This is a genomic window from Pseudomonas sp. T1.Ur (genome assembly GCF_023516725.1).
GTDB lineage: Bacteria > Pseudomonadota > Gammaproteobacteria > Pseudomonadales > Pseudomonadaceae > Aquipseudomonas > Aquipseudomonas alvandae.
In genome coordinates this window covers 2,400,681-2,422,773 of record NZ_JAMGSN010000001.1, presented here as the reverse complement: position 1 = coordinate 2,422,773, position 22,093 = coordinate 2,400,681, and the positions used below count along the sequence as shown (strand labels likewise).

The 22,093-nt window shown below is 63.4% G+C and carries 19 protein-coding genes; 8 read left to right on the top strand and 11 right to left on the bottom strand.

Translation table 11 applies throughout. The features are described from left to right. Positions 1-49 precede the first annotated feature (49 nt). The 7 genes from pqqA to pedF form a co-directional block, all read right to left on the bottom strand. A complete protein-coding gene (gene pqqA / locus M8Q45_RS10930; RefSeq protein WP_003243383.1) occupies positions 50-121 on the bottom strand; it encodes a pyrroloquinoline quinone precursor peptide PqqA in 72 nt (23 codons plus the stop codon). A gap of 275 nt (positions 122-396) precedes the next feature. Next, on the bottom strand, positions 397-1,917 hold the full coding sequence (gene exaC / locus M8Q45_RS10925) for an acetaldehyde dehydrogenase ExaC (RefSeq protein ID WP_249874737.1): 1,521 nt from the start codon (positions 1,915-1,917) through the stop codon (positions 397-399). 375 nt (positions 1,918-2,292) lie between these two features. Further along, positions 2,293-4,068 carry a PQQ-dependent methanol/ethanol family dehydrogenase gene (locus M8Q45_RS10920; protein ID WP_249874736.1) on the bottom strand — a complete coding sequence of 592 codons (1,776 nt, stop codon included), beginning with the start codon at positions 4,066-4,068 and terminating at the stop codon, positions 2,293-2,295. Between the two features lie 326 nt (positions 4,069-4,394). Continuing rightward, on the bottom strand, positions 4,395-5,333 hold the full coding sequence (locus M8Q45_RS10915) for a quinoprotein relay system zinc metallohydrolase 1 (protein ID WP_249874735.1): 939 nt from the start codon (positions 5,331-5,333) through the stop codon (positions 4,395-4,397). Between the two features lie 15 nt (positions 5,334-5,348). Next, positions 5,349-6,104: a quinoprotein dehydrogenase-associated SoxYZ-like carrier gene (locus tag M8Q45_RS10910; RefSeq protein WP_249874734.1), complete on the bottom strand. Its 756-nt coding sequence runs from the start codon at positions 6,102-6,104 to the stop codon at positions 5,349-5,351. Positions 6,105-6,113: 9 nt separating this feature from the next. Then, complete coding sequence (locus M8Q45_RS10905) at positions 6,114-6,989, bottom strand: substrate-binding periplasmic protein (protein ID WP_249874733.1); 876 nt, start codon at positions 6,987-6,989, stop codon at positions 6,114-6,116. 5 nt (positions 6,990-6,994) lie between these two features. Next, entirely contained in the window at positions 6,995-7,456 is a 462-nt protein-coding gene (gene pedF, locus M8Q45_RS10900; RefSeq protein ID WP_181288356.1) for a cytochrome c-550 PedF, read from the bottom strand. Positions 7,457-7,708: 252 nt separating this feature from the next. On the opposite strand from pedF, the gene exaA reads away from it, so the two are divergent. After that, a complete protein-coding gene (gene exaA / locus M8Q45_RS10895; RefSeq protein WP_249874732.1) occupies positions 7,709-9,565 on the top strand; it encodes a quinoprotein ethanol dehydrogenase in 1,857 nt (618 codons plus the stop codon). Between the two features lie 132 nt (positions 9,566-9,697). Next, positions 9,698-10,342, top strand: coding sequence for a pentapeptide repeat-containing protein (locus M8Q45_RS10890; RefSeq protein ID WP_249874731.1), 645 nt, complete (start codon positions 9,698-9,700; stop codon positions 10,340-10,342). 231 nt (positions 10,343-10,573) lie between these two features. On the opposite strand, the gene M8Q45_RS10885 is transcribed toward M8Q45_RS10890, so the two are convergent. Together M8Q45_RS10885 and M8Q45_RS10880 are read right to left on the bottom strand one after the other, a co-directional pair. Continuing rightward, complete coding sequence (locus M8Q45_RS10885; protein ID WP_249874730.1) at positions 10,574-11,212, bottom strand: response regulator; 639 nt, start codon at positions 11,210-11,212, stop codon at positions 10,574-10,576. Beyond that, complete coding sequence (locus tag M8Q45_RS10880; protein ID WP_249874729.1) at positions 11,209-12,465, bottom strand: HAMP domain-containing sensor histidine kinase; 1,257 nt, start codon at positions 12,463-12,465, stop codon at positions 11,209-11,211. Before M8Q45_RS10880 ends, M8Q45_RS10885 begins: the two co-directional genes overlap by 4 nt. A 362-nt stretch (positions 12,466-12,827) precedes the next feature. Between M8Q45_RS10880 and M8Q45_RS10875 the strand changes: the two genes are divergently transcribed. The 6 genes from M8Q45_RS10875 (at position 12,828) to M8Q45_RS10850 (ending at position 18,014) form a co-directional block, all read left to right on the top strand. Next, complete coding sequence (locus M8Q45_RS10875; RefSeq protein ID WP_249874728.1) at positions 12,828-13,994, top strand: lanthanide ABC transporter ABC transporter substrate-binding protein PedA1; 1,167 nt, start codon at positions 12,828-12,830, stop codon at positions 13,992-13,994. Positions 13,995-14,020: 26 nt separating this feature from the next. After that, a complete protein-coding gene (locus M8Q45_RS10870) occupies positions 14,021-15,010 on the top strand; it encodes a YVTN family beta-propeller repeat protein (protein WP_249874727.1) in 990 nt (329 codons plus the stop codon). Continuing rightward, positions 15,007-15,738, top strand: a complete 732-nt coding sequence (locus M8Q45_RS10865; protein WP_249874726.1) for a lanthanide ABC transporter ATP-binding protein PedB/LutE — start codon at positions 15,007-15,009, stop codon at positions 15,736-15,738. Before M8Q45_RS10870 ends, M8Q45_RS10865 begins: the two co-directional genes overlap by 4 nt. Then, complete coding sequence (locus tag M8Q45_RS10860) at positions 15,735-16,526, top strand: lanthanide ABC transporter permease protein PedC (protein ID WP_249874725.1); 792 nt, start codon at positions 15,735-15,737, stop codon at positions 16,524-16,526. Before M8Q45_RS10865 ends, M8Q45_RS10860 begins: the two co-directional genes overlap by 4 nt. Positions 16,527-16,760: 234 nt before the next feature. After that, positions 16,761-17,294, top strand: a complete 534-nt coding sequence (locus M8Q45_RS10855; protein ID WP_249874724.1) for a PQQ-dependent catabolism-associated CXXCW motif protein — start codon at positions 16,761-16,763, stop codon at positions 17,292-17,294. 54 nt (positions 17,295-17,348) lie between these two features. Beyond that, positions 17,349-18,014, top strand: coding sequence for a response regulator transcription factor (locus M8Q45_RS10850; RefSeq protein WP_039588789.1), 666 nt, complete (start codon positions 17,349-17,351; stop codon positions 18,012-18,014). Positions 18,015-18,228: 214 nt separating this feature from the next. Here the strand turns inward: M8Q45_RS10850 and nahK are convergent, their stop codons facing one another. Next, a complete protein-coding gene (gene nahK, locus M8Q45_RS10845; RefSeq protein WP_249874723.1) occupies positions 18,229-20,865 on the bottom strand; it encodes a hybrid sensor histidine kinase/response regulator NahK/ErcS' in 2,637 nt (878 codons plus the stop codon). Beyond that, positions 20,795-21,958, bottom strand: a complete 1,164-nt coding sequence (nosP, locus tag M8Q45_RS10840; protein WP_249874722.1) for a nitric oxide-sensing protein NosP — start codon at positions 21,956-21,958, stop codon at positions 20,795-20,797. Before nosP ends, nahK begins: the two co-directional genes overlap by 71 nt. Between the last annotated feature and the right edge of the window lie 135 nt (positions 21,959-22,093).

Below are 22,093 nucleotides of genomic sequence, written 5' to 3'. Positions count from 1 at the left end.
TCCGACCAATGGGTAGCCCGGCCTGAACGCGTCAAGCCGGGCCAGGCACTCATCGGTTGGCGAAGTACATCGTCACTTCAAAGCCAATACGCAGGTCGGTGTACGCGGGTTTAGTCCACATGGGTCTTTCCTCTTCTTGTACCGGGCGATTCCGGCAGGCTCATTAATGCACGGGGCGATCCGGGCCCGAATGCTACTTTCGAAGCGGTGGGTGGGGTGCGTTGGTATTACAGGAGAAGCAGTGTAGGAGCTGCGCAGGAGCTGCGTAGGAGCTGCCGAGTGCAACGAGGCTGCGATCTTTTCCCAAACACTTGAGTCCCAAGCGAAAGATCAAAAGATCGCAGGCTTCGCCAGCTCCTACAGGGATCACGGCAACCCTGTTTGCGCTTCCCAGGGTCAGAAGAACCCCAACGGATTCACGTCATAGCTCACCAGCAAGTTCTTGGTCTGCTGGTAATGGTCGAGCATCATCTTGTGGGTTTCGCGGCCGACGCCGGATTTCTTGTAGCCACCGAACGCAGCGTGCGCCGGGTACAGGTGGTAGCAGTTGGTCCACACGCGTCCGGCCTTGATCGCCCGGCCCATGCGGTAGGCGCGGTTGATGTCGCGGGTCCAGAGGCCGGCGCCGAGGCCGAACTCGGTGTCGTTGGCGATCGCCAGGGCTTCGGCTTCGTCCTTGAAGGTGGTCACGCCCACCACCGGGCCGAAGATTTCTTCCTGGAACACGCGCATCTTGTTGTGGCCCTTGAGCAGGGTCGGCTGGATGTAATAACCGCTGGACAGATCGCCCTCAAGGCGTTCGGCCGCACCACCGGTCAGCAACTCGGCGCCCTCTTCCCGGGCGATGTCCAGGTACGAAAGGATCTTGTCGTATTGCTGCTGGGACGCCTGGGCGCCGATCATCGTCTCGGTGTCCAGTGGATTGCCGCGCTTGATCTTGGCGATCTTCTTCATGACTTCGGCCATGAACGGCGCATAGATCGATTCCTGCACCAGGGCGCGGGATGGGCAGGTGCAGACTTCGCCCTGGTTGAAGAACGCCAGCACCAAGCCTTCGGCAGCCTTCTCGATGAACGCCGGCTCGGCTTGCATGATGTCTTCGAAGAAGATGTTCGGCGACTTGCCGCCCAGCTCCACGGTGGACGGGATGATGTTCTCGGCGGCGCATTTCATGATGTGCGAGCCCACCGGGGTCGAGCCGGTGAAGGCGATCTTGGCGATGCGCTTGCTGGTGGCCAGGGCCTCACCGGCCTCGCGGCCAAAGCCGTGGACGATGTTCAGCACGCCCGCTGGCAGCAGGTCGGCGATCAGCTCGATGAATACCGTGATCGACAGCGGCGTCTGCTCCGCCGGCTTGAGCACGATGCAGTTGCCAGCGGCCAGGGCCGGAGCGAGTTTCCAGGCGGCCATCAGCAGCGGGAAGTTCCACGGGATGATCTGGCCGACCACGCCCAGCGGCTCGTGGAAATGATAGGCGGTGGTCAACTCGTTGATTTCGGCAGCGCCGCCCTCTTGGGCGCGGATGCAACCGGCGAAATAGCGGAAATGGTCAGCCGACAGCGGCACGTCGGCGTTCAGGGTTTCACGCACGGCCTTGCCGTTGTCCCACGTCTCGCTGACGGCAAGGATTTCCAGGTTCTGCTCGATGCGGTCGGCGATTTTCAGCAGCACCAGGGAGCGATCCTGCACGGAGGTCTTGCCCCACGCATCGGCGGCGGCGTGGGCCGCATCCAGTGCTTTGTCGATATCGGCTGCGCTGGAGCGCGGGAATTCGCCGATGACTTCGCCGTTGACCGGCGACGTGTTGGTGAAGTATTCGCAGTTGACCGGCGCGACGAACTCGCCGCCGATGAAATTGCCATAGCGCGGCTTGAAGGAAACGACGGCGCCTGGGGTTCCGGGTTGTGCGTAGATCATGATGGGCCTCTGCCTGGTCGATGCCTGTCGCGGGACAGGCGATAGGCCGATGGTAGAGAGCCCCGTGCGGTGGACGAATGCGTCATTGGCAGGGGGCTCTCTCGTTATTTGGTCGTAGGTTTCAAGCGATAAGCGCAACTGTGGAGCTGCGCAGGAGCTGCGTAGGAGCTGCGTAGGAGCTGCGTGGGAGCTGCGTAGGAGCTGCCGAGTGCAACGAGGCTGCGATCTTTCCCCAGACACTTGAATCTCAAGCGAAAGATCAAAAGATCAAAAGATCAAAAGATCAAAAGATCGCAGGCTTCGCCAGCTCCTACAACCAGCTCCTACAAAGAGCCGAGCGGGGGCAAGCGCCCTCGCCACGGTTCTTGGCAGGCTTTAGCGCTTGGCCACAAGCTCCTTCGGCAACTTGAAGGTCCAGAGCATGCCGCCCTGGTTGAAGTCCTTCACGCGCTTGGCCACTTCGCCGCCCCACAGCGGCACCGCACCACCCCAGCCGGACACCACCGAAACGTACTGCTCGCCGTCCATTTCCCAGGTAATCGGCGAGCCGAGCACGCCGGAGCCGGTCTGGAATTCCCAGACCTTTTCCCCGGTCTTGGCGTTGAAGGCCTGCAGGAAACCTTCAGGCGTACCGGTGAACACCAGGTTGCCCTTCGTGGTCAGGACCCCGCCCCACAGCGGCGCGAAGTTCTTGTGGCGCCAGACTTCCTTGCCGGTCTTGGGGTCGATGGCCCGCAGCACGCCGATGTAATCTTCGTTCAGCGGCTTGATGGTGAACCCGGCGCCGAGGAACGCCGCGCCTTTCTTGTAGGCGATGCCTTCGTTCCAGATGTCCATGCCCCATTCGTTGGACGGCACGTAGAACAGCCCGGTGTCCTGGTTGTAGGCCATCGGCATCCAGTTTTTCGCGCCGAGGAACGCCGGTGCCACGAACACCGAACTGCCCTTGGCTTCGCTGCCCGGCGCGCCCGGACGGCTGGCCTCGTTGTAGATCGGCCGGCCATCCTTGTCCAGACCAGTGGCCCAGGTGATCTTGTCGACGAACGGGAAGCCGCGGATGAACTTGCCGTTGGTGCGATCAAGCACGTAGAAGAAACCGTTGCGGTCGGCGGTCGCCGCCGCCTTGATGTCCTTGCCGCCTTCCTTGTAGTTGAACGAGATCAGCTCGTTGACGCCGTCATAGTCCCAGCCGTCGTGGGGTGTGCTCTGAAAGTGCCACTTGATGCTGCCGTCGTCCGGGTTCAGGGCCAGGCGCGACGAGGAGTAGAGGTTGTCGCCAGGACGCAGGTGCGAGTTCCAGGGCGCCGGGTTGCCGGTGCCGAACAGCAGCAGATTGGTTTCCGGGTCGTAGTAGCCGCCCAGCCAAGGCGCGGCGCCGCCGGTTTTCCAGAGATCGCCGGGCCAGGTCTTGCCCGCCTCGCCGCCGGAAATGCCGTTCTCCACGGCCTTGCCGTCCTTGTAGACGTAGCCCATGTGGCCTTCCACGGTCGGCCGGGTCCACAGCAGTTCACCGTTTTTCGGGTCGAATGCGCTGATCTGGCCGACGACGCCGAACTCGCCGCCCGCCACGCCCGTGATGAGCTTGCCGTTCACCACGAGCGGCGCGGCGCTGATGGAGTAGCCTTCCTTGTGGTCGGCGACTTTCTTGCTCCACACCACTTTGCCGGTGTCCTTGTTCAAGGCCACCAGCTTGGCGTCGAGGGTGCCGAAGAACACCAGGTCGCCATACAGCGCCACGCCACGGTTGATCACGTCGCAGCACGGGCGAATGTCATCGGGCAGGCGCGCGTCGTATTGCCAGAGTTTCTTGCCGGTGCGCGCATCCACCGCGAACACCCGCGAGTAGGACCCGGTGAGGTACATCACCCCGTCCTTGATCATCGGCTGGGCCTGCTGGCCGCGCTGCTTTTCACCGCCAAAGGAGAACGCCCAGACCGGACGCAGGTCCTTGACGTTATTGACGTTGAGGGTGTCGAGCGGGCTGTAGCGCTGGCCCTGGACACCCAAGCCGTTGGTCACGACCTGTTGCGGGTTCTTCGGGTCCTGGAGAATTTCCTGGTCGGTCACGGCGGCCAACGCCGAGCCGGACAGCAGCATGGCACTGAGCAGCAGGTTCACGGCGAAGGGCTGGCGACGTGCGGGATGAATCATGGCGGCTACCTCTGCGGTTATTGTTATACCCGGGAAATTTTCCCGGTCTGCCACAGATTCTTGGCCTCGGCGGCGACGCCAACAATTGCCCGCTGTGTTGAGTTTTCTAGTTCCTTGGTACATGTGGAAGTAAGCAAATACCCCGTGGCGAGAGAGCTTGCTCCCGCTGGGACTGCGTGTAGGAGCTGTCGAGCGAAGCGAGGCTGCGATCTTTCCCCAGACACTTGAATCTCAAGCGAAAGATCAAGATCAAAAGATCGTCCGAACGCGGCCCGAGCCTTCGCCAGCTCCTACAGGGCCCAGCTCCCAGCCATAAAGGTGTGGGGTCAGTCAGGGTCGTGGGTGTCCACCCGCTTCATCCCCGCCCGCTCATAACGCGGATAAAGATGACTGACGCTGCGAATCAGCTCATACCGGCTCAGGCTGATCCCGGCGAAGCGCTCGGGGATGGGGCTGCGGATCATCTCGGCCATGTCGTCGCCCCGGGCCGCGCCGTCGCGCATCAGTTGATCGAGCCAGCCCAGGTAGTCGCGCATCTGCAAGAAAGGCCGGGCATCGCTGGCCACCGGGCCGTGGCCGGGGACGATCAGCTTCCAGGGCAGTGCCTGGAGGGTGTCGAGGTCCTTGAGCCAGACCTCCAGGCCGGGGCTGTTCGGGGTGGTCAGGGCTCGTTCGTAAAACACCAGGTCGCCGGCGAACAGCACGCCGGTGGTTTCATCGAGGATCGCCAGGTCTGCCCCGGTGTGTCCAGCCAACGCCAGCAGGCGCAGCGTATGATCGCCGACCTTCAGCGAACCGGCGCTCAGCGCCTGGGTCGGCAGCACCACCTCGGTGCCGCGCATCCAGTCGCCTACCAGCCGGTACATGTTTTCCGCCAGCGCGTCACCCTGCTGTCGCAGCAGGTCGGTGGTGCCGGGCAGCGCACCGATGGGCACATCGCTGAAGGCCTGGTTGCCCAGCACATGATCCGGATGATGATGAGTCAGCAGCACCTGGACCACCGGTTTGTCCGTCGTCGCGGCAATGGCCTGGCGCAGCGCCTCGCCATAGCGCTTGGACGGCCCGGTGTCGATGACCACCACCCCGGCCTCGGTGACGATGAACCCGGTGTTGACGATGTTGCCACCGTTGGCCTTGGCGAAATTATCCGTGCTGCCTTCCAGCAACCAGGTGCCCTCGGCGATCTGCCGCGGCTTGAGGGAATAATCGGTGGCGGACCATGCCGGCAGGCACAGCCCAAGACAGATCAGCAACAACCAGCGCATGGCGCGCTCCTTTGATCAGGGGATGGCCGCCTCGAACTGGTTGCCGCTGTTGTCGCGCAGCACCAGGCGGGTCTGGCCCGGGCCTTGGATGTCGAGGCCCAGGTTGGGGTTTTCGCTGACCGCCGGGAACAGCTCCAGGCGCGCCAGCAGCTTGCCGTCGGCGTCCAACAGTTGCGCCTGGTTGAGGAAAAATTCCGGGATGCCGTTCACCAGGCCGTTGTCCATCGGATGGGCGATCTGCAAGCGCAGGCGATTCGAATCCCCACGCGGGTAGCGCCCGCCCAGCACCTCACCCAGGTGCTCTTCCCAACCCGGTTGGGTGCGCACCACGCTGGGCGCGGTGCAGCCGCCACCCGCCGCATCGATCAGGGTCGAGCCGACGTGCCACAAGCCGTCGCGGGTCTGCACGGCGGCGCGCAGCGGAGTCGCTTGCTCGATACGAATGCGGATCGACAGCCACGGCAGCACCCGCTCCGAGGGCTGGAAATCAACGATTCTAGGCAGCGGGTTGAGCTCGGCCCAGGCCAGCACCCGCACGACGTCGCCGGTGAAGGCTCGCGCGTCTATTTCCAGTGGCACCTGGCGCGCGTCCTCGGCAAAGGGCGGCGCCAGCACCCGCACCCGCTCGTCGAACACGAACGGCGCATCCGCCAGCAACTGTTTGTGATAGAAGGCCCACATCACCGACGGCACCGGGTCCTTTCCCGGCTCGATCGCGCTCGCCATCAACGGCAGGCAACCCAACAGCAGGCCAAACGCTCGCCAGTTCATCCCGCGCTCCTATTGGTACATCTCGGGTACTTCGTAACGCAGGCCATAGCGGGCATACACGGTCTTGAGCGTGCCGTCGCGAATCAAACCTTCCAGAACCTCTTCCACCGCGTAGGCCAACTGACGGTTGCTTTCATGCACCGCCATGCCGATCTCCCAGCGCTGCTTGCCCATGTTCGGGTAGGCGTTTTCAGCGAGGGCCAACTGCGGATCGGCAGCCTGGTGCACTTGCCAGTCGATCTCCCCGCGCATCGCCATGACGGCATCCACTTCGCCGGCCTGCATGGCCCCGAAGGCTTTGGCGACACTGGGGTAATGGTGGGTCTTGGCGCTGAGCATGCCGTTGAACACCGAGGTCAGGTAGAACGACGGCACGCTGTCGACTTCGACGCCGATGGGGTGCTGCTGGAACACCGCGACGCTGCCCACCGAGTCCAGCCGGCGCTGGTCGTACGCCACCTGCCAGCATTCCTGCTGATACGGCCCGAACATCACCACTTGGGCATTTTCCAGCTCACCGATGTCGTTGCGCCTTTGCACGTAGTCGTGATCGTACGGCACGCGCATCATCAGGTCGGCCAGTTGCCGGTCGTGCAATGGACTGCTGCGCCAGATGTAGTCGCGCAGGTCATCGTCGAGCTTTTCGCCGGGCGGCGCCCAGATCAGTTCCAGCCGCACGCCCATGGCCTTGGCCAGGGCCTGCGCCACCTCCACATCGACGCCCCGGGGCTGGCCCTGGTCTTCGAAACTGTAGGGGGCAAAGTCCTTGTAGACCGCGACCTTCAATTCGCCGGCCGCGATCATCTGGTCGTAGCTGCGCACCTGCGCCTGCACCGCCTGGACACACAACAGCAGGCCGCACATCACCCACGCGAACAGGCGCATGGCAATCACTCCTCGACGTGCACGCTGTCCAGATAGGTCCGCACCGCCCACAGCGCTTCCTGGCTCAGGTAGTCGGCCATCTTCGGCATATAGACGCGACCATCACGCACGGCGCCGTGGCGCACGCGCTCGACGAACCACTCATCGCCGGCTTCGGCGGCGTCAAGCATGCGCAAATCCGGGGCGATCCCGCCGGACTTGGCTTCCAGGCCATGACAGGCCGCGCAGTTCTGGTTGTAGGCCGAAGCGCCGATTTCCACGGCCTTGTCCCGCTCGGGGGAGTTGCGATAAGGGTTTTGTGCGACCCAACCGTCGGCATCCACCGGCAGGTTGGTGTCCTTGATGGGCGTCAGCCCCTTGGTTTCCACTGCCTGGGGCACTACGTTGCCATGGGCCCATGCGGAGCCAGCGCCGGTCAGCCCCATCAGCAGTGCGGTAGCGATGATGGCGTTGCGTTTTGTTGTCATTGTTATGCCCTCGAAATTGCACGCAAGACCTCTTTGCGGAGGCCATGCCGTCATCTTAGGAACCGCCTGCCCACAGCCGAATGCTGCTTTGGTGGTCGCGGTCTAGTTCCTTGGTAGCAGGTCGTCCGACGCAAGTCGCAAAGAGGGGCGATCTGGGAAGTCTTCCCGGCAAGGGCGGGACTTTTTCCGTATCGGACGAGGCATGCGAGACCCGACCCTAGTCAGGCCAAAACCTCACTGGGAAATCCCACCATGACAATAAAAACCCGACCTGCCCTCTCCTCCCTGGCCGTTGCCCTGCTGCTGGCCGGCAGCCTGACCCTGGGCACCCAGGCGCACGCCGCCGTGTCCTGGGAGGACATCGCCAACGATCACCTGACCACCCAGGACGTGCTGCAATACGGCATGGGCACCAACGCCCAACGCTGGAGCCCGCTGGCCCAGGTCAATGACAAGAACGTGTTCAAGCTGACCCCGGCCTGGTCCTATTCATTCGGCGACGAGAAGCAACGCGGCCAGGAATCCCAGGCCATCGTCAGCGACGGCGTGGTGTACGTCACCGGCTCGTATTCGCGGGTGTTCGCGCTGGATGCCAAGACCGGCAAGCGCCTGTGGACCTACAACCACCGGCTGCCGGACAACATTCGCCCGTGCTGCGACGTGGTCAACCGCGGCGCGGCCATCTATGGCGACAAGATCTATTTCGGCACCTTGGATGCCCGCGTCGTCGCCCTGGACAAGCACACCGGCAAGGTGGTGTGGAACAAGAAATTCGGCGATCACGCCGGCGGCTACACCATGACCGGCGCCCCGGTGCTGATCAAGGACAAGACCAGCGGCAAGGTCCTGCTGATCCACGGCAGTTCCGGCGATGAGTTCGGCGTGGTCGGGCAACTGTTCGCCCGTGATCCGGACACGGGTGAAGAAGTCTGGATGCGCCCGTTTGTCGAAGGCCACATGGGCCGTCTCAACGGCAAGGACAGCACCCCGACCGGCGACGTCAAGGCGCCGTCCTGGCCTGACGACAAGACCACCGAGACCGGCAAGGTGGAAGCCTGGAGCCACGGCGGTGGTGCGCCTTGGCAGAGCGCCAGTTTCGACGCCGAGACCAACACCATCATCGTCGGCGCGGGCAACCCCGGCCCATGGAACACCTGGGCGCGCACGGCCAAGGACGGCAATCCCCATGATTACGACAGCCTCTACACCTCCGGCCAGGTGGGTGTTGATCCAAGCACGGGTGAAGTGAAGTGGTTCTACCAGCACACGCCCAACGATGCCTGGGACTTCTCCGGCAACAACGAGCTGGTGCTGTTCGACTACAAGGACAAGGACGGCAAAGTGGTCAAGGCCACCGCCCACGCCGACCGCAACGGCTTCTTCTACGTGGTGGATCGCCACAACGGCAAACTGCAGAACGCCTTTCCCTTCGTCGACAACATCACCTGGGCCAGCCACATCGACCTGAAGACTGGTCGCCCGGTGGAAAATCCCGGCCAGCGCCCGGCCAAGCCACTGCCGGGAGAAACCAAGGGCAAGCCGGTGGAAGTCTCGCCGCCGTTCCTCGGCGGCAAGAACTGGAACCCCATGGCCTACAGCCAGGACACCGGGCTGTTCTACGTACCGGGCAACCAATGGAAAGAGGAGTACTGGACCGAGGAAGTCAGCTATAAAAAAGGCTCCGCCTACCTGGGCATGGGTTTCCGGATCAAGCGCATGTATGACGATCACGTCGGCAGCCTGCGAGCCATGAATCCCACCACCGGCAAGGTCGTGTGGGAGCACAAGGAACCGCTGCCGCTGTGGGCAGGCGTGCTGGCGACCAAGGGCAACCTGGTGTTCACCGGCACCGGCGACGGTTTCTTCAAGGCCTTCGACGCGAAAACCGGCAAGGAGCTGTGGAAGTTCCAGACCGGCAGCGGCATCGTCTCCCCGCCCATTACCTGGGAGCAGGACGGCGAGCAGTACATCGGCGTGACCGTCGGTTACGGCGGCGCCGTGCCGTTGTGGGGCGGTGACATGGCCGAACTGACCAAGCCGGTGGCCCAGGGTGGTTCGTTCTGGGTGTTCAAGATTCCGAGTTGGGATAAGGCGACAGCGCAGAAATAACCCGACCTCCACCACAAGCCCTTGTGGGAGCGAGCTTGCTCGCGATAGCGCAGTGTCAGTCAACATCAATGCCGGCTGAACCACCGCCATCGCGAGCAAGCTCGCTCCCACAGTTAACACCGAGTTCCTGCCATGAGATTTTTGCCATTACTGCTCCTGTTCATCGGCGCCGTTGCCCATGCCGATGACCCCGACACCCCTCTGACAATCAAAGGCTGCCTCATCGCCGAATCCAGCCAATGCCCCGGCGCCAACCTGCGGGGCGCTGACTTGGCCAACCAGGACTTGCGCAAGATGAACCTCGCCGGCGCGGATCTGCGCGATGCCGACCTGCGCCACGCGCGGCTGGACCTGGCCAATCTCGAGAAAGCCCAGCTACAGGGCGCCAACTTGACTCGCGCCAGCCTGCAACAAAGCAACCTGCGCCTGGCGGACTTCAGCGGTGCCACGCTCAAGGCGATCCAGGGCTGGGGCCTGTTTGCCCAGGGTGCGCAATTCCAGCGCGCTGATCTGACGGCGGCGTACCTTCAGTTCGCCCGTTTGTCCGGCGCGCGCTTGCAGAATGCCAACCTGCAAGCCGCCGATCTGGAAATGGCCTGGCTGAGCAAAGCCGACCTCAAGGGCGCTGATCTGCGCGATGCCAATCTGCAAGAGGTCAAGTTGGGCGAAAGCAATCTGGAACAGGCCAACTTGAGCGGCTCCCGCCAGCATTATGGGAATTTCCAGGATGCGAATATGCAGGGCTGTGTCGGGTGCCCAACGTCTTGGGATCGCTGAACACCCCGTGGCGAGGGAGCTTGCTCCCGCTGGGACTGCGTGTAGGAGCTGTGTAGGAGCTGTGTAGGAGCTGCCGAGTGAAACGAGGCTGCGATCTTTCCCCAGACACTTGAATCTCAAGCAACAGATCAGAAGATCAGAAGATCAGAAGATCGCAGCCTTCGGCAGCTCCTACAGGGGCCCCCAGCGGGAGCAAGCTTCCTCGCCACAATTGATCTTCATCGCCTGGTTTCAGCCGGCCACCCGCACCACGCCCATATCAATCCCCAGATGCACCAACTCGGCATGGGAGCTGACCTGCAACTTGCTCTTGAGCAACGTCAGGTGGTTGGACACGGTCTTGGCGCTGATGCACAGCTGTTCGGCAATGGTCCGCGCGGGGGTGCCCTTGGCGAGCATGACGAAGATTTCCAGCTCGCGTTGGGTCATCGATTGCAGGCGCGGATCGCCGTCGTGGCGGGGAGTGGCGCAGGCCAATTGCGTCGCCAGGGCCTGCTCGATGTAGGCATGGCCCGCCAGCACCCGTCGCACCGCCTCCACCAATACCTGCGGTGCCGAATTCTTCGTCAGGTAGCCCGCTGCGCCGGCATCCAGCGCCTGGCGAACCAACGGCAATTCATCGTGCATGCTGAAGAACAACACCCGCAGTTGCGGCAGGCGCTGACGCAAGCGCCGGGTGGTTTCCAGCCCGCTGATGCCCGGCAGGCCGAAGTCCATGATCACCAGGTGCGGCACCTGCTCCTGCACCTGGCTCAACGCCTCTTCGCCCGAAGCGGCTTCGCGAACCTGCAGTTCCGGCATCAACGCCCGCAACAGGCTGGCATAGCCCTGCCGGACCACGGCGTGATCGTCGACCAACAGAATATTCATGACGCCTCCAAGGGAATGTTCAAGGCCAGCGCCCAACCCGCGCCGGGCCGACTCATGATCCGCAGTTCACCGCCGAGACTGCGCGCCCGTTCCGACATCGAATGCAGGCCGACGCCGGCGCGAGCGGGCTGCTGGGCACCGCAACCGTTATCGCGCACCCATAGCCGCAGGCGACCGGCGCGGTGCTGCATGCGGATCCGTACCTGGCTGGCGTCGGCATGCCGGGCGATGTTGGTCAGCGCTTCCTGCAACAGGCGGTACAGGTGGGCTTTGTCCGGCCCGGCCAATGCCGGTATCGCGCCATCGACCCGCAACTGACAGGCGATGCCATGGTTGTCCTGCCATTGCCGGGCCAATAATTCGACAGCCTCGTACAGGGGCAGATGCTGTAGCACCACCGGGTACAGGTCATTGACCAAGGCGCGAAAGCCTTGCTGCAAATGATCGCAGTGTTCTTCCAACTCGTTGGCGGTCTGCTCCAGCGCGGGCGGTTGATGAATGACCAGGCGCAGCAGGCAGGCCCGTGCACGGATGCCCGCCACGTATTGGCCCAGATCGTCATGCAAGGTTTGCGCGAGGGACTTGCGTTCCTGCTCTTGCACAGCCAGCAGCGCCTGGGTCAGCCGGGCATTGTCCGCCCGGGTCTGGGCCAGGGCGGCAGTCATGCGGTTGAAATGCTCCGCCACCTGCTGGGCCTCCGAAATGCCCGCTGCCCGCAGGTTCACCTGCAGATCCCCGGCGGACACCTGGTGCAGCGCCTGCAGCAATTCGTCCAGCAAGCGCATGCCCCGGCGCACCGCCCAGCGGATCGCCAGCAAGCTGAGCAGCAAGGCCATCGCGCAAACGCCGAACAGTTGCACCAGGGAATCGAGGATCTCATCCACTTCATCCACGGGGTCCACGGCGATCCAGGCCCGACGACCGTCCTGCAACTCAACGACCTGGGCGGCAGGACCATCGATCAACAGTCGACGCCCCAACCAGGCGTTCACGCCAGGCTCTTGCGCCGGCGAGTTTTCCCCGGGTGCCAACCAACGCACCCGCACATGACGCAGGCTGCCGGTGAGCCGCGACTGAAGGCTGGCCGGGTCGCGCTGGGCGGTTTCGCGAAGGTAATGCACCACCGACTCGGCCGATTGCAATTCGCGCTTCACGTCGGCCGTGGCCTGGTGCAACAGCAGCGTTGCACAGGCCAGGGTGACCAGGGCGAAGAACGCCGAGACCCAGAGGTTGATTCGCCAGAGGGCTGACATGGCTAGTGCTCCGCCCCTTGACTCACACCGATCCCTTGTGGGAGCGAGCTTGCTCGCGATAGCGGTGGGTCAGCCGGCCTCAATATTGAATGTGCCGCCATCATCGCGAGCAAGCTCGCTCCCACAGGGGACGGGGCACGCCAATCCACTCCGATCAAACTCAGGATCAGCAACAACGGCAACAGCAGCGTCTTGAATATTCGCACGGTCTGTCCGCTCCCTGATGAATGGCAATTGAAGCATCCTAAAACCCCGGCGCCTGGGGCGAGCTACTACCTTGGTACTGCCCCGGCGGTACTTTCTGCATATTTCCCCAGGACCACGGCCTTCCTATGCTGGCGCTACCTGCAATGGAGGACGTCATGCACCGGCTTGTCAGTTACGCCCTGGTTTACCTGTTGGCTGCGGCAACCGCCCAAGCAGGCGACGCCGTGCCGTTGCAGGTGCGCATCGGCTACCTCGGCTACCGGCCCGACCCCGGCCCGCTGTTGTCCAACGTCATCGCCGAACCCACTGACGCCGGGCTGCGCGGCGCCGAACTGGCGATCATCGACAGCAACAGCACCGGACGCTTTCTCAAGCACGACTACCGCCTCGAAAGCGCCAACGTCGACAGTCCCCAGGCATTGCTGGAGGCCGCCCGTGCCCAGCATGCGCAAGGCCTGCGGTTGTTCGTGGTGAATGCGCCGGGCGAAAGCCTGCGCCAGCTCAGCGCCGCCCTCCCCGACAGCCTGCTGTTCAACGCTGGCAGCCCTGATGACAGCCTGCGCACCACCGACTGCCTGGGCAACGTCCTGCACACCCTGCCCGACCGCGCGACGCTCGCCGATGCCTTGATCCAGTTCAGTGTCGTGCGCAAATGGCAGCGGGCCTTGCTGATCGTCGGCCAGACAGCCGAAGACCAGGCCTACGCCGCTGCGTTGCGCCGAGCCATGAAGCGCTTCGGCATGAAGATCGTCGCCGAAAAGCCTTGGCAGTTCGACAACGACCAGCGTCGCAGCGCCCAGGCCGACATGCCGCTGTTCACCCAGACCGCCGAATACGACGTGGTGCTGGTGGCCGACGAGCGCGGCGACTTTGGCGAATACGTGCCCTACCAGACCTGGTTTCCGCGCCCGGTGGCCGGCACCCAGGGGCTGACGCCCACCGGTTGGCACAAGACGGTCGAGACCTACGGCGCGGCGCAACTGCAAAAACGCTTCGAAGCCTTGGCTGGGCGCTGGATGAACGACCGCGACTTCGCCGCCTGGATCGCCGTGCGCAGCATCGCCGCCGCCGTCAGCAAGTTGCGCCAGGACGACCCGTTCGCGATCCGCCAACTGGCCCTCGGCGATCAGTTGCCGCTGGATGGATTCAAGGGCCGCAAGCTCAGCTATCGCCCCTGGAACGGCCAGTTGCGCCAACCGATTCCCCTGGTCCAGCCGCGAGCCTTGGTCAGCACCTCGCCCCAGGACGGCTTCCTGCACCCCTCCAACGAAATGGACAGCCTGGGCTTCGACCAGCCCGAAGTGAGCTGTCGCTACCCCTGATCGATAACAACAATAAGGAAAACGCCATGCGCCGCCCCCTGCTCAACCCGGCCTTGCTTTGCCAAGCCCTCGCCCTGGGCGCCTCGCTGCTCCTTGCCGGTCCCGCTGCGGCCAGCATTGCCTGGGTCTCCAATGAAAAAGACAACAGCCTCAGCCTGATCGATCTGCAGAGCCTTGAGGTCGTCGAGACCTTGCCGGTCGGCCAACGCCCCCGGGGCCTGTTGCTGTCCCATGACAACCGCCTGTTGTACATCTGCGCCAGCGATTCGGACCGCGTCCAGGTGATGGACGTCGCCACCCGCAAGATCATCAAGGAGCTGCCGTCCGGCAAGGACCCGGAACAATTCGCCCTGCACCCCAACGATCGCTGGCTCTATGTTTCCAACGAAGACGATGCCCTGGTCACGGTGATCGACACCCAGACCTCCGAAGTGCTGGGCCAGATCGGCGTGGGTGTCGAGCCCGAAGGCATGGCCGTCAGCCCCGACGGCAAGTGGGCGGTCAACACCAGCGAGACCACCAACATGCTGCACTGGATCGACACCAGCACCCAGACGTTGGCGGACAACACCTTGGTCGACCAACGGCCGCGCTTCGTCGAGTTCAATCGCGACGGCACGCAGCTCTGGGCCTCGGCGGAAATCGGCGGCACCTTGACCATCCTCGACGTTGCCACGCGCCAAGTCCTGAAAACCCTGACCTTCCAGATCAAGGGCGTGCATCCGGACAAGGTACAACCGGTGGGCATCAAGCTCAGCGCCGACGGCAAGCTGGCGTTCGTCGCCCTGGGCCCGGCCAACCATGTCGCGGTGATCGACGCCAAGACCTTCGAAGTGCTGGACTACCTGTTGGTGGGCCGGCGCGTCTGGCAACTGGCGTTCACCCCGGACCAGAAGCAATTGCTGGCGACCAATGGCGTCAGCGGCGATGTCTCGGTCATCGACGTCCAGAGCCGCAAGGTGCTCAAGTCGGTGAAAGTCGGACGCTATCCCTGGGGCGTGGTGGTGACGCCATGAACGCCTTGGAGGTCAGCGACCTGGGCTTCGCCTACGGCGCCCGGGAGGCCTTGCGCCAGGTCCATTTCAGCGTGCCCGCCGGACACTTCGCCGCGCTGCTCGGACCGAACGGTGCGGGGAAGTCGACGCTGATTGCCCTGCTGACGCGCTTGTACGACGTGCAGCGCGGCGAGATCCGGGTCGGCGGTCATTCGCTGCGCACTTCACCGCGCCAGGCCTTGCGCCAGTTGGGCGTCGTCTTCCAGCAAAGCACGCTGGACCTGGACCTGAGCGTCGAGCAGAACCTGCGCTATCACCTCGCGCTGCACGGTATTTCGCGGCGCCAGGGCAGCGCGCGGATCGACGCCGAGCTGGCCCGCCAACATCTGACGGAGCGGCGCCACGAGCGGGTGCGCAACCTCAACGGCGGCCATCGACGCCGGGTGGAAATCGCCCGCGCATTGCTCCACGAACCGCGCCTGTTGCTGCTAGACGAGCCGAGTGTCGGCCTCGATCCGGCCAGTCGCCAGGCCTTGGGGCAGCATATTCGCCAGTTGTGCTACGAACAGGGCATCAGCGTGCTCTGGACCACTCACTTGCTCGACGAAGTGCAGCCCAGCGATGACCTGCTCATTGTGCATCAGGGCCGGCTCGTCGCCAGCGGTCGGGCCGAAGACGTGAGCGAGGAACACGGCGGCAGCCTCGGCTCGGCCTTCCATCGTCTGACCGCCTCGGGGGTGGCCGCATGAATGCTTATTGGCAATGTTTCAGTGGCATCGTCATGCGTGAATGGCTGCGTTTCGTCTTGCAGCGCACGCGGTTGCTCAGTGCCCTGGTGCGACCGTTGTTGTGGCTGCTGGTGTTTGCCGCCGGCTTTCGGGCGGCGCTGGGTATCGCCATCATCGCGCCGTACGACACTTACATCCCCTACGAGGTGTACATCGTGCCGGGGCTGGCCTGCATGATCTTGCTGTTCAATGGCATGCAGGGTTCGCTGTCGATGGTGTACGACCGGGAAATGGGCAGCATGCGCGTATTGCTGACCAGCCCCCTGCCCCGGGCCTTCCTGCTGGCGAGCAAGTTGCTCGCGACCTCGCTGATCTCGCTGTTGCAGGTCTACGCCTTCCTCGCCATCGCCTGGCTCTACGGCGTCCAGCCTCCGGCCGTGGGCCTGCTGCTGGCATTGCCGGCCCTGCTACTGGTGGCGCTGATGCTCAGCGCCTTGGGGCTGTTGTTGTCCAATGCGATCCGGCAACTGGAGAACTTCGCCGGGGTGATGAATTTCGTCATCTTCCCGATGTTTTTCCTGTCTTCAGCCCTGTACCCGCTATGGAAAATGCTCGAGGCCAGCCCCTGGTTGTACTGGCTGTGCGCGGTGAACCCCTTCACCCATGGCGTGGAACTGGTGCGGTTTGCGTTGTATGGGCAATTCAACCTGCTGGCGATGACCGTGTGCGTGGGCTTGACCCTGCTGTTCGCGCTGCTGGCGGTGTGGACGTTCAATCCGCAGCATGCGGCGTTGCGCAAGGCTAGCTGAACGGTCCAGCACACACGGCCCCTGTGGGAGCGAGCTTGCTCGCGATAGCGGTGAACCAGACACATCAATGCTGACTGAACCGCCGCTATCGCGAGCAAGCTCGCTCCCACAGGGCAATGTGCGGATCTTCAGGTCGGAAATTACTACTTTAGTACCGGTTTTCCTGTCTATGGTCGCATTCACAAGACCTCGACCCTGGCATGTAATGGGCGCATAACAAAAAGGATAAATCCCATGCCCCGTTTGCTGGCGATCGTCTTGCTGGGTCTGTCGCTGAATGTCGCCCAGGCCGACACTGCGCTGTTTTCCCCGCTGGGCTATCGCATTGCCCAATACCGCAGCCCGACGCCCGCCTCCGCCGAAGGCGCGCAAACCCTCGACACCGACGCCTTGCAGAATCTGCTCGGGCAACTGCCTGCCCCGGTGTTGATCGACGTCTACCGGCGTCCCTGGGTCCAGGGGCGTTTCATCGACACCGAGCCCCACGCCAACGTCCCCGGCAGCCTGTGGCTGGCCAACACGGGGGACGGCGAGCTGGATCCGACCTGGCAGGACTACTTCACTTTCCACCTGCGCAAGGCCACCGCCGGACGCCTGGATCAGCCATTGGTCTTTTACTGCCGCTCCGATTGCTGGTTGAGCTGGAACGCGGTAAAACGCGCCGCGACCATGGGCTATAACCATTTGTACTGGTACCGCGACGGCCTCGATGCCTGGGAGGCGGCCAACCTGCCCCTGCAAGCCGCCCGCCCCGAACCTTTTCCCTGATGTGAGCGACCTGCGTGCAACTGCCCCAACACGACAATAACGAGGTGAATGGCCATGTATAAAATCCTGATAGCCGACGATCACCCACTGTTTCGCGAAGCCATCCACAACGTCATCAGCGACGGTTTCGCCGGCAGCGAGGTGATGGAAACCGCCGACCTGGACAGTGCCCTGGCGCTGACCCGTGAACACGACGACCTGGACCTGATCCTGCTGGACCTGAACATGCCCGGCATGCACGGCCTCAATGGCCTGATCAACTTGCGCAACGAGGCGCCGACGATCCCGGTGGTGATCGTTTCCGCCGAGCAGGACAAGCAGATCGTCCTGCAGGCCATCACCTATGGCGCGGTGGGTTTCATCACCAAGTCTTCGCCGCGCTCACAAATGACCGACGCCATCGAACAGATCCTCAATGGCAACGTGTACCTGCCGCCGGACATCATCCGCACCCAGAAGAGCCCGACAGGCCGGCGCCTGAACGAAACCCCGGCGTTCCCGCCCGAACTGCTCCAGGCCCTGACCCGCAAGCAACTGCTGGTACTCGAACGCATGACCAAGGGCGAATCGAACAAGCAGATCGCCTACACGCTGGACATCGCCGAAACCACGGTCAAGGCCCACGTCTCGGCGATCCTGCGCAAGCTCAACGTGCATAACCGGGTGCAGGCGATTCTCAGTGCGGGGGATATTGATTTCGGGGCGTACCTGCGCCGGTAATCCCACCCTGAATCCCCACCCTGAACCCCACCCTGTAGGAGCTGGCGAAGCCTGCGATCTTTTGATCTTTCGCTTGGGACTCAAGTGTCCTTGGAAAGATCGCAGCCTCGTTGCACTCGGCAGCTCCTACGCAGCTCCTACGCAGCTCCTACGCAGCTCCTACGCAGCTCCTACGCAGCTCCTACGCAGCTCCTACGCGGCTCCTACGCAGGGCCTACAGGGCCTGGCCTAACAGATGACTCATCGCAATCTTCAACTTCATCGGCCGCACCGGCTTGTGCATCAGCGTGTGGCCGAGCTCGCGGATCTGCTGCTTGAGTTCGTTGCTGTAATTGGCGGTGATCATCATTGCGGGAATCGGTGAGGGGCGGCAGGCATTGATCCGCGCCACGGCGTCCACGCCGTTCTGGTCGTGATCCAGGTGGTAGTCGGCGATCAACAGGTCCGCGTCGGCACGGTAGTCGTCCACCTGCCGCGCGAGGTCCTGTTCCGACAGTGCCGTCACCACCCGACAACCCCAACCTTCCAGCAAAGTGCGCATGCCCGCGCAGATCGCCGCGTCGTTATCCAGTACCCAGATCCGCGCCCCGCGCAGGCGTTCGAGCATGGGCTCGCTCATGTCCAGGCACGGCAGCGGCTTGGGCGCGGTGGCGCTGAGGGGGACTTCGATGGCGAATACCGAGCCTTTGCCCGGCCATGAACGAACCTGGATCCGATGCCCGAGGATCCCGGCGATCTTCTCGACAATCGCCAACCCCAGGCCCAAGCCACGGTCCTGGTCAGGACGCTGGACGTCACCGCGCTTGAACTCCTGGAAAATCTCCTCCAGGCGATCCTGGGCGATGCCGATGCCGGAGTCCCACACTTCGATCGAGACACGATTGCCGTGGCGGCGGCATCCGAGCAGTACGCGTCCTTTCGGGGTGTAGCGCAGCGCGTTGCTCAGCAGATTGCGCAGGATCCGCGCCAACAGTTGGATGTCGCTGCGCACCAGCACCGAGCAGGGTATGAATCGCAACTCCAGGCCCTCGCTGCGGGCCACTTGGCGATATTCGGCTGCCAGGTTGCCGAGCAATTCGCACAAGGCGAACGGCGCGACGTCGGCCTTGATCACGCCAGCATCCAATTTGGAGATGTCCACCAGGGTGCCCAACAGGTTTTCCACGTCCTGCAGCGAATTGCTCACGTTGCGCACCAGGTGCGCGTTCGCCACCGGCTCGCGGCGTTCGAGCAAGGCGCTGGTGAACAGCCGCGCCGCATTCAATGGTTGCAGCAGGTCGTGACTGACCGCCGCGAGGAATTTGGTTTTCGACAGGTTCGCGCGTTCGGCCTCGCGCTTGGCTTCGCGCAGGCGCAGTTCCACCCGGCTGCGCTCGTCGATTTCGCGCAGCAACTGCTCGTTGAGGGTGGTCAGTTCTGCGGTGCGCTCCTGCACCCGCTGCTCCAGGTTCTGATAAGCCTGGTGCAGTGCCTCGGCGGTGCGACGGCGTTCGGTGATGTCGCGGATCAGCACGAAGATCCCCACCACTTCGCCGTTGGCCAGCACGTTGGGCACATAGGAGCGCAGCATGTAGCGCTCCTGGTTGTTGATGTTGGTCTCGGCGAATTCGAACGTCACGCTCTCGCCCGCCAACGCCCGGGCCACGTAGGCTTCCAGGCGCTGGTAATGCTGTTCGCTGTGGGCTTCGCGCAGGCTCTGACCGAGCATCACGCCGCGCGGCCAGCAATACCACTGCTCGTAGACCTTGTTGGTGAATTCATAGACCAGATCGGCATTGAGGTAGGCGATCAGCGCCGGCACGTGGTCGGTGATCAGGCGGATCCAGCGCTCGCTCTCGCTCAACGCCTCGGCATGCTGGTAACGCTCGGTGATGTCGGTGAAGGTGTTGACGTAACCGCCAGTGGGCAGCGGATGGGTGCGGATCTCCAGGACCCGGCCATCAGAGAGGCGCTGTTCGCACTCCTGGATCCGCCGGCCACTGCCGTCGCGACTGGCCGGCGTCAGCAGCTGCAATTCGCTGTCGGCGATCACCTCGTTGAACGGTCGATGGGCCGCCACCGGGGCCAGGCCAGTGAGCTCCAGGAAACGCCGGTTCCACAACTCCAGCACGCCTTGGGCGTTGACCATCGCCACGCCCTGGGACAGGTTGTCCACGGCGCGCTGCAACAGATGGGACTTCTGCGCGACGGCCTGTTCGCGGCGCACGGTTTCGCTGAGTTTGACGTCGGTGATATCGGTGAACAGAATCACCCGCCCGCCTTCCTGGGTCGGTCGTTCGCTGACTTGCAGCCAGCGTCCGTTCTGCAAGCGATACAGCACCGGCTCGTCTGGCTGGCCGCGGGTTTCCTCGCTGAACAAACCGTTGGCGGTCATCAGGCGCTTGACCTCGCCAAGGCGCATCCCCGCGATGATCCGCACCCGGCTGTGGGCCCAGAACGCCTTGAAACGGCTGTTGAACAGAACGATGCGTTGTTGCTCGTCGAACAGCACGAATGCATCGGAAATGCTTTCGATCGCATCGATCAAGTGCCGATGGGCCGTTTCCGCCCGCAACCGTGCTTCGCCGAGCAAATGATTGCCGGCCTTGAGCTCAGCCATGGCCTGGTTCAACGCATCGGTACGCTCACGCACCTGCTCGGCCAGCACCACCGAATGCTGGAAGGCTGCGTACGGGTCGCTGCCCCGGGTCACGCCGGATTCCACCCGTTCGATCAGCGCGTCGTTGATGCGCCGCAACTTGTGGTTTTCATGCTGCAGGGCGGCGAGCTGCGCCTGCAGCTCAGCGATGTCCGGGGACGCGATGGCGGGCAATGGCAACTCCGGTGAACGTCTGGTTGATATGCATGCCATTGAACTGTTCTCCATAGGTGTTGAACCCCATCACCCGATGTTCACGCAGAAATTGGCCGATCTGCTCCAGGCCGTCGCGCCCTTCCAACTCCAGGCGCCGGAGAAAACAGTCGCAGCCGATGGTCAGCAACAAATCGCCGAGGCGCGCCTGCAAGCCGTCGAACAGGTCTTGCAGGTTATGCAGCAAAGGTCCCGGATCCATGGCGGTCAGGACGATGCCGTTCTCCACCGCGCAATAAAAACTCAGGCTCAGGTCCGAATGGACTTGCTGGATGGCCCGCACGTAGTACTGGTCGTTGATCCGCACCGCCAAGGGGTGGGCGGCGAATACCCGATAGTCCAGCGCACTCACGGGTACGCCGATGTGCCGCGCGTATTCCTCGGCGGCAGGCTCGGCGTTGAGCTCGTAGACCCGCCGCGAGGTGCTGTCGGCGCCGGTCACCACCAGTTTTTCCTGCCGGGGCAGGATGTGGTGGGTGGTGAACACCTCGAATTCGAGCCAGGTGTTGATCAGCACCACCACCGCTGCGCCGCTGTGGAACTGGCCTTCAAAGTACACGTGGGTGTGGGTCAGGTAGTTGTCATCGCCGGCCGAACCGCCGAAATGCGAGATGTCCCCCAGCGCGGCGCTCAAGGCTGCCAGCACCATTTCCTCACGGCTGGACAGGCCGTCCAGCAGGGTCAAGGCGAAACTGTGGCCCTTGATCGGCGCCAAGGCGTTGCTGCGGCAACCGCTCGCCAGCCGCTCGACCATCTGCTGGGCGTCGATCAGGCTGAAGTGTTCCATCTCGCCGATCAGTTCGGCGGCGATGGAGAAATGCCGGTGGTCGAAACCCACCGCCGTCACGCAATTGCGGCCGTAGCCTTGGGGGGTGATTTCCCCGGCGCTGGTGCAGCCCACCAGGCGAATCCCGCCAAAGCTTCGGGACAGGGCCTGGGCCAGGGCTGGCAAATGGTATTCGGCGGAACAGAAAAACAGCACGAACCCCAGGTACGGGTGCAACAACTGTCGCGCCAGTTCCTGGGCCACTTGTTCGACGTCCGTTGCCTGGGACATGGCGCTGACCACACCCTCGCTCTGGGCCTGCTGCATCTGCGCCTCCGACGGTGCGTGATAGAGCCTCGAGTGTACAAATCCGCGCCCGGCCCACGAATGCTACTTGGGTAGCGGGTGGACACTTCCATGGGAGGAGAACCGTGGCGGCCCCGGCCGCGATGCGCACGGTCG

Coding starts and splice junctions, on each gene's coding strand:
- exaC (WP_249874737.1), bottom strand. CDS start 1,917: ATGATCTACGCACAACCCGGAACCCCAGGCGCCGTCGTTTCCTTCAAG.
- M8Q45_RS10920 (WP_249874736.1), bottom strand. CDS start 4,068: ATGATTCATCCCGCACGTCGCCAGCCCTTCGCCGTGAACCTGCTGCTC.
- M8Q45_RS10915 (WP_249874735.1), bottom strand. CDS start 5,333: ATGCGCTGGTTGTTGCTGATCTGTCTTGGGCTGTGCCTGCCGGCATGG.
- M8Q45_RS10910 (WP_249874734.1), bottom strand. CDS start 6,104: ATGAACTGGCGAGCGTTTGGCCTGCTGTTGGGTTGCCTGCCGTTGATG.
- M8Q45_RS10905 (WP_249874733.1), bottom strand. CDS start 6,989: ATGCGCCTGTTCGCGTGGGTGATGTGCGGCCTGCTGTTGTGTGTCCAG.
- pedF (WP_181288356.1), bottom strand. CDS start 7,456: ATGACAACAAAACGCAACGCCATCATCGCTACCGCACTGCTGATGGGG.
- exaA (WP_249874732.1), top strand. CDS start 7,709: ATGACAATAAAAACCCGACCTGCCCTCTCCTCCCTGGCCGTTGCCCTG.
- M8Q45_RS10890 (WP_249874731.1), top strand. CDS start 9,698: ATGAGATTTTTGCCATTACTGCTCCTGTTCATCGGCGCCGTTGCCCAT.
- M8Q45_RS10885 (WP_249874730.1), bottom strand. CDS start 11,212: ATGAATATTCTGTTGGTCGACGATCACGCCGTGGTCCGGCAGGGCTAT.
- M8Q45_RS10880 (WP_249874729.1), bottom strand. CDS start 12,465: ATGTCAGCCCTCTGGCGAATCAACCTCTGGGTCTCGGCGTTCTTCGCC.
- M8Q45_RS10875 (WP_249874728.1), top strand. CDS start 12,828: ATGCACCGGCTTGTCAGTTACGCCCTGGTTTACCTGTTGGCTGCGGCA.
- M8Q45_RS10870 (WP_249874727.1), top strand. CDS start 14,021: ATGCGCCGCCCCCTGCTCAACCCGGCCTTGCTTTGCCAAGCCCTCGCC.
- M8Q45_RS10865 (WP_249874726.1), top strand. CDS start 15,007: ATGAACGCCTTGGAGGTCAGCGACCTGGGCTTCGCCTACGGCGCCCGG.
- M8Q45_RS10860 (WP_249874725.1), top strand. CDS start 15,735: ATGAATGCTTATTGGCAATGTTTCAGTGGCATCGTCATGCGTGAATGG.
- M8Q45_RS10855 (WP_249874724.1), top strand. CDS start 16,761: ATGCCCCGTTTGCTGGCGATCGTCTTGCTGGGTCTGTCGCTGAATGTC.
- M8Q45_RS10850 (WP_039588789.1), top strand. CDS start 17,349: ATGTATAAAATCCTGATAGCCGACGATCACCCACTGTTTCGCGAAGCC.
- nahK (WP_249874723.1), bottom strand. CDS start 20,865: ATGGCATGCATATCAACCAGACGTTCACCGGAGTTGCCATTGCCCGCC.
- nosP (WP_249874722.1), bottom strand. CDS start 21,958: ATGCAGCAGGCCCAGAGCGAGGGTGTGGTCAGCGCCATGTCCCAGGCA.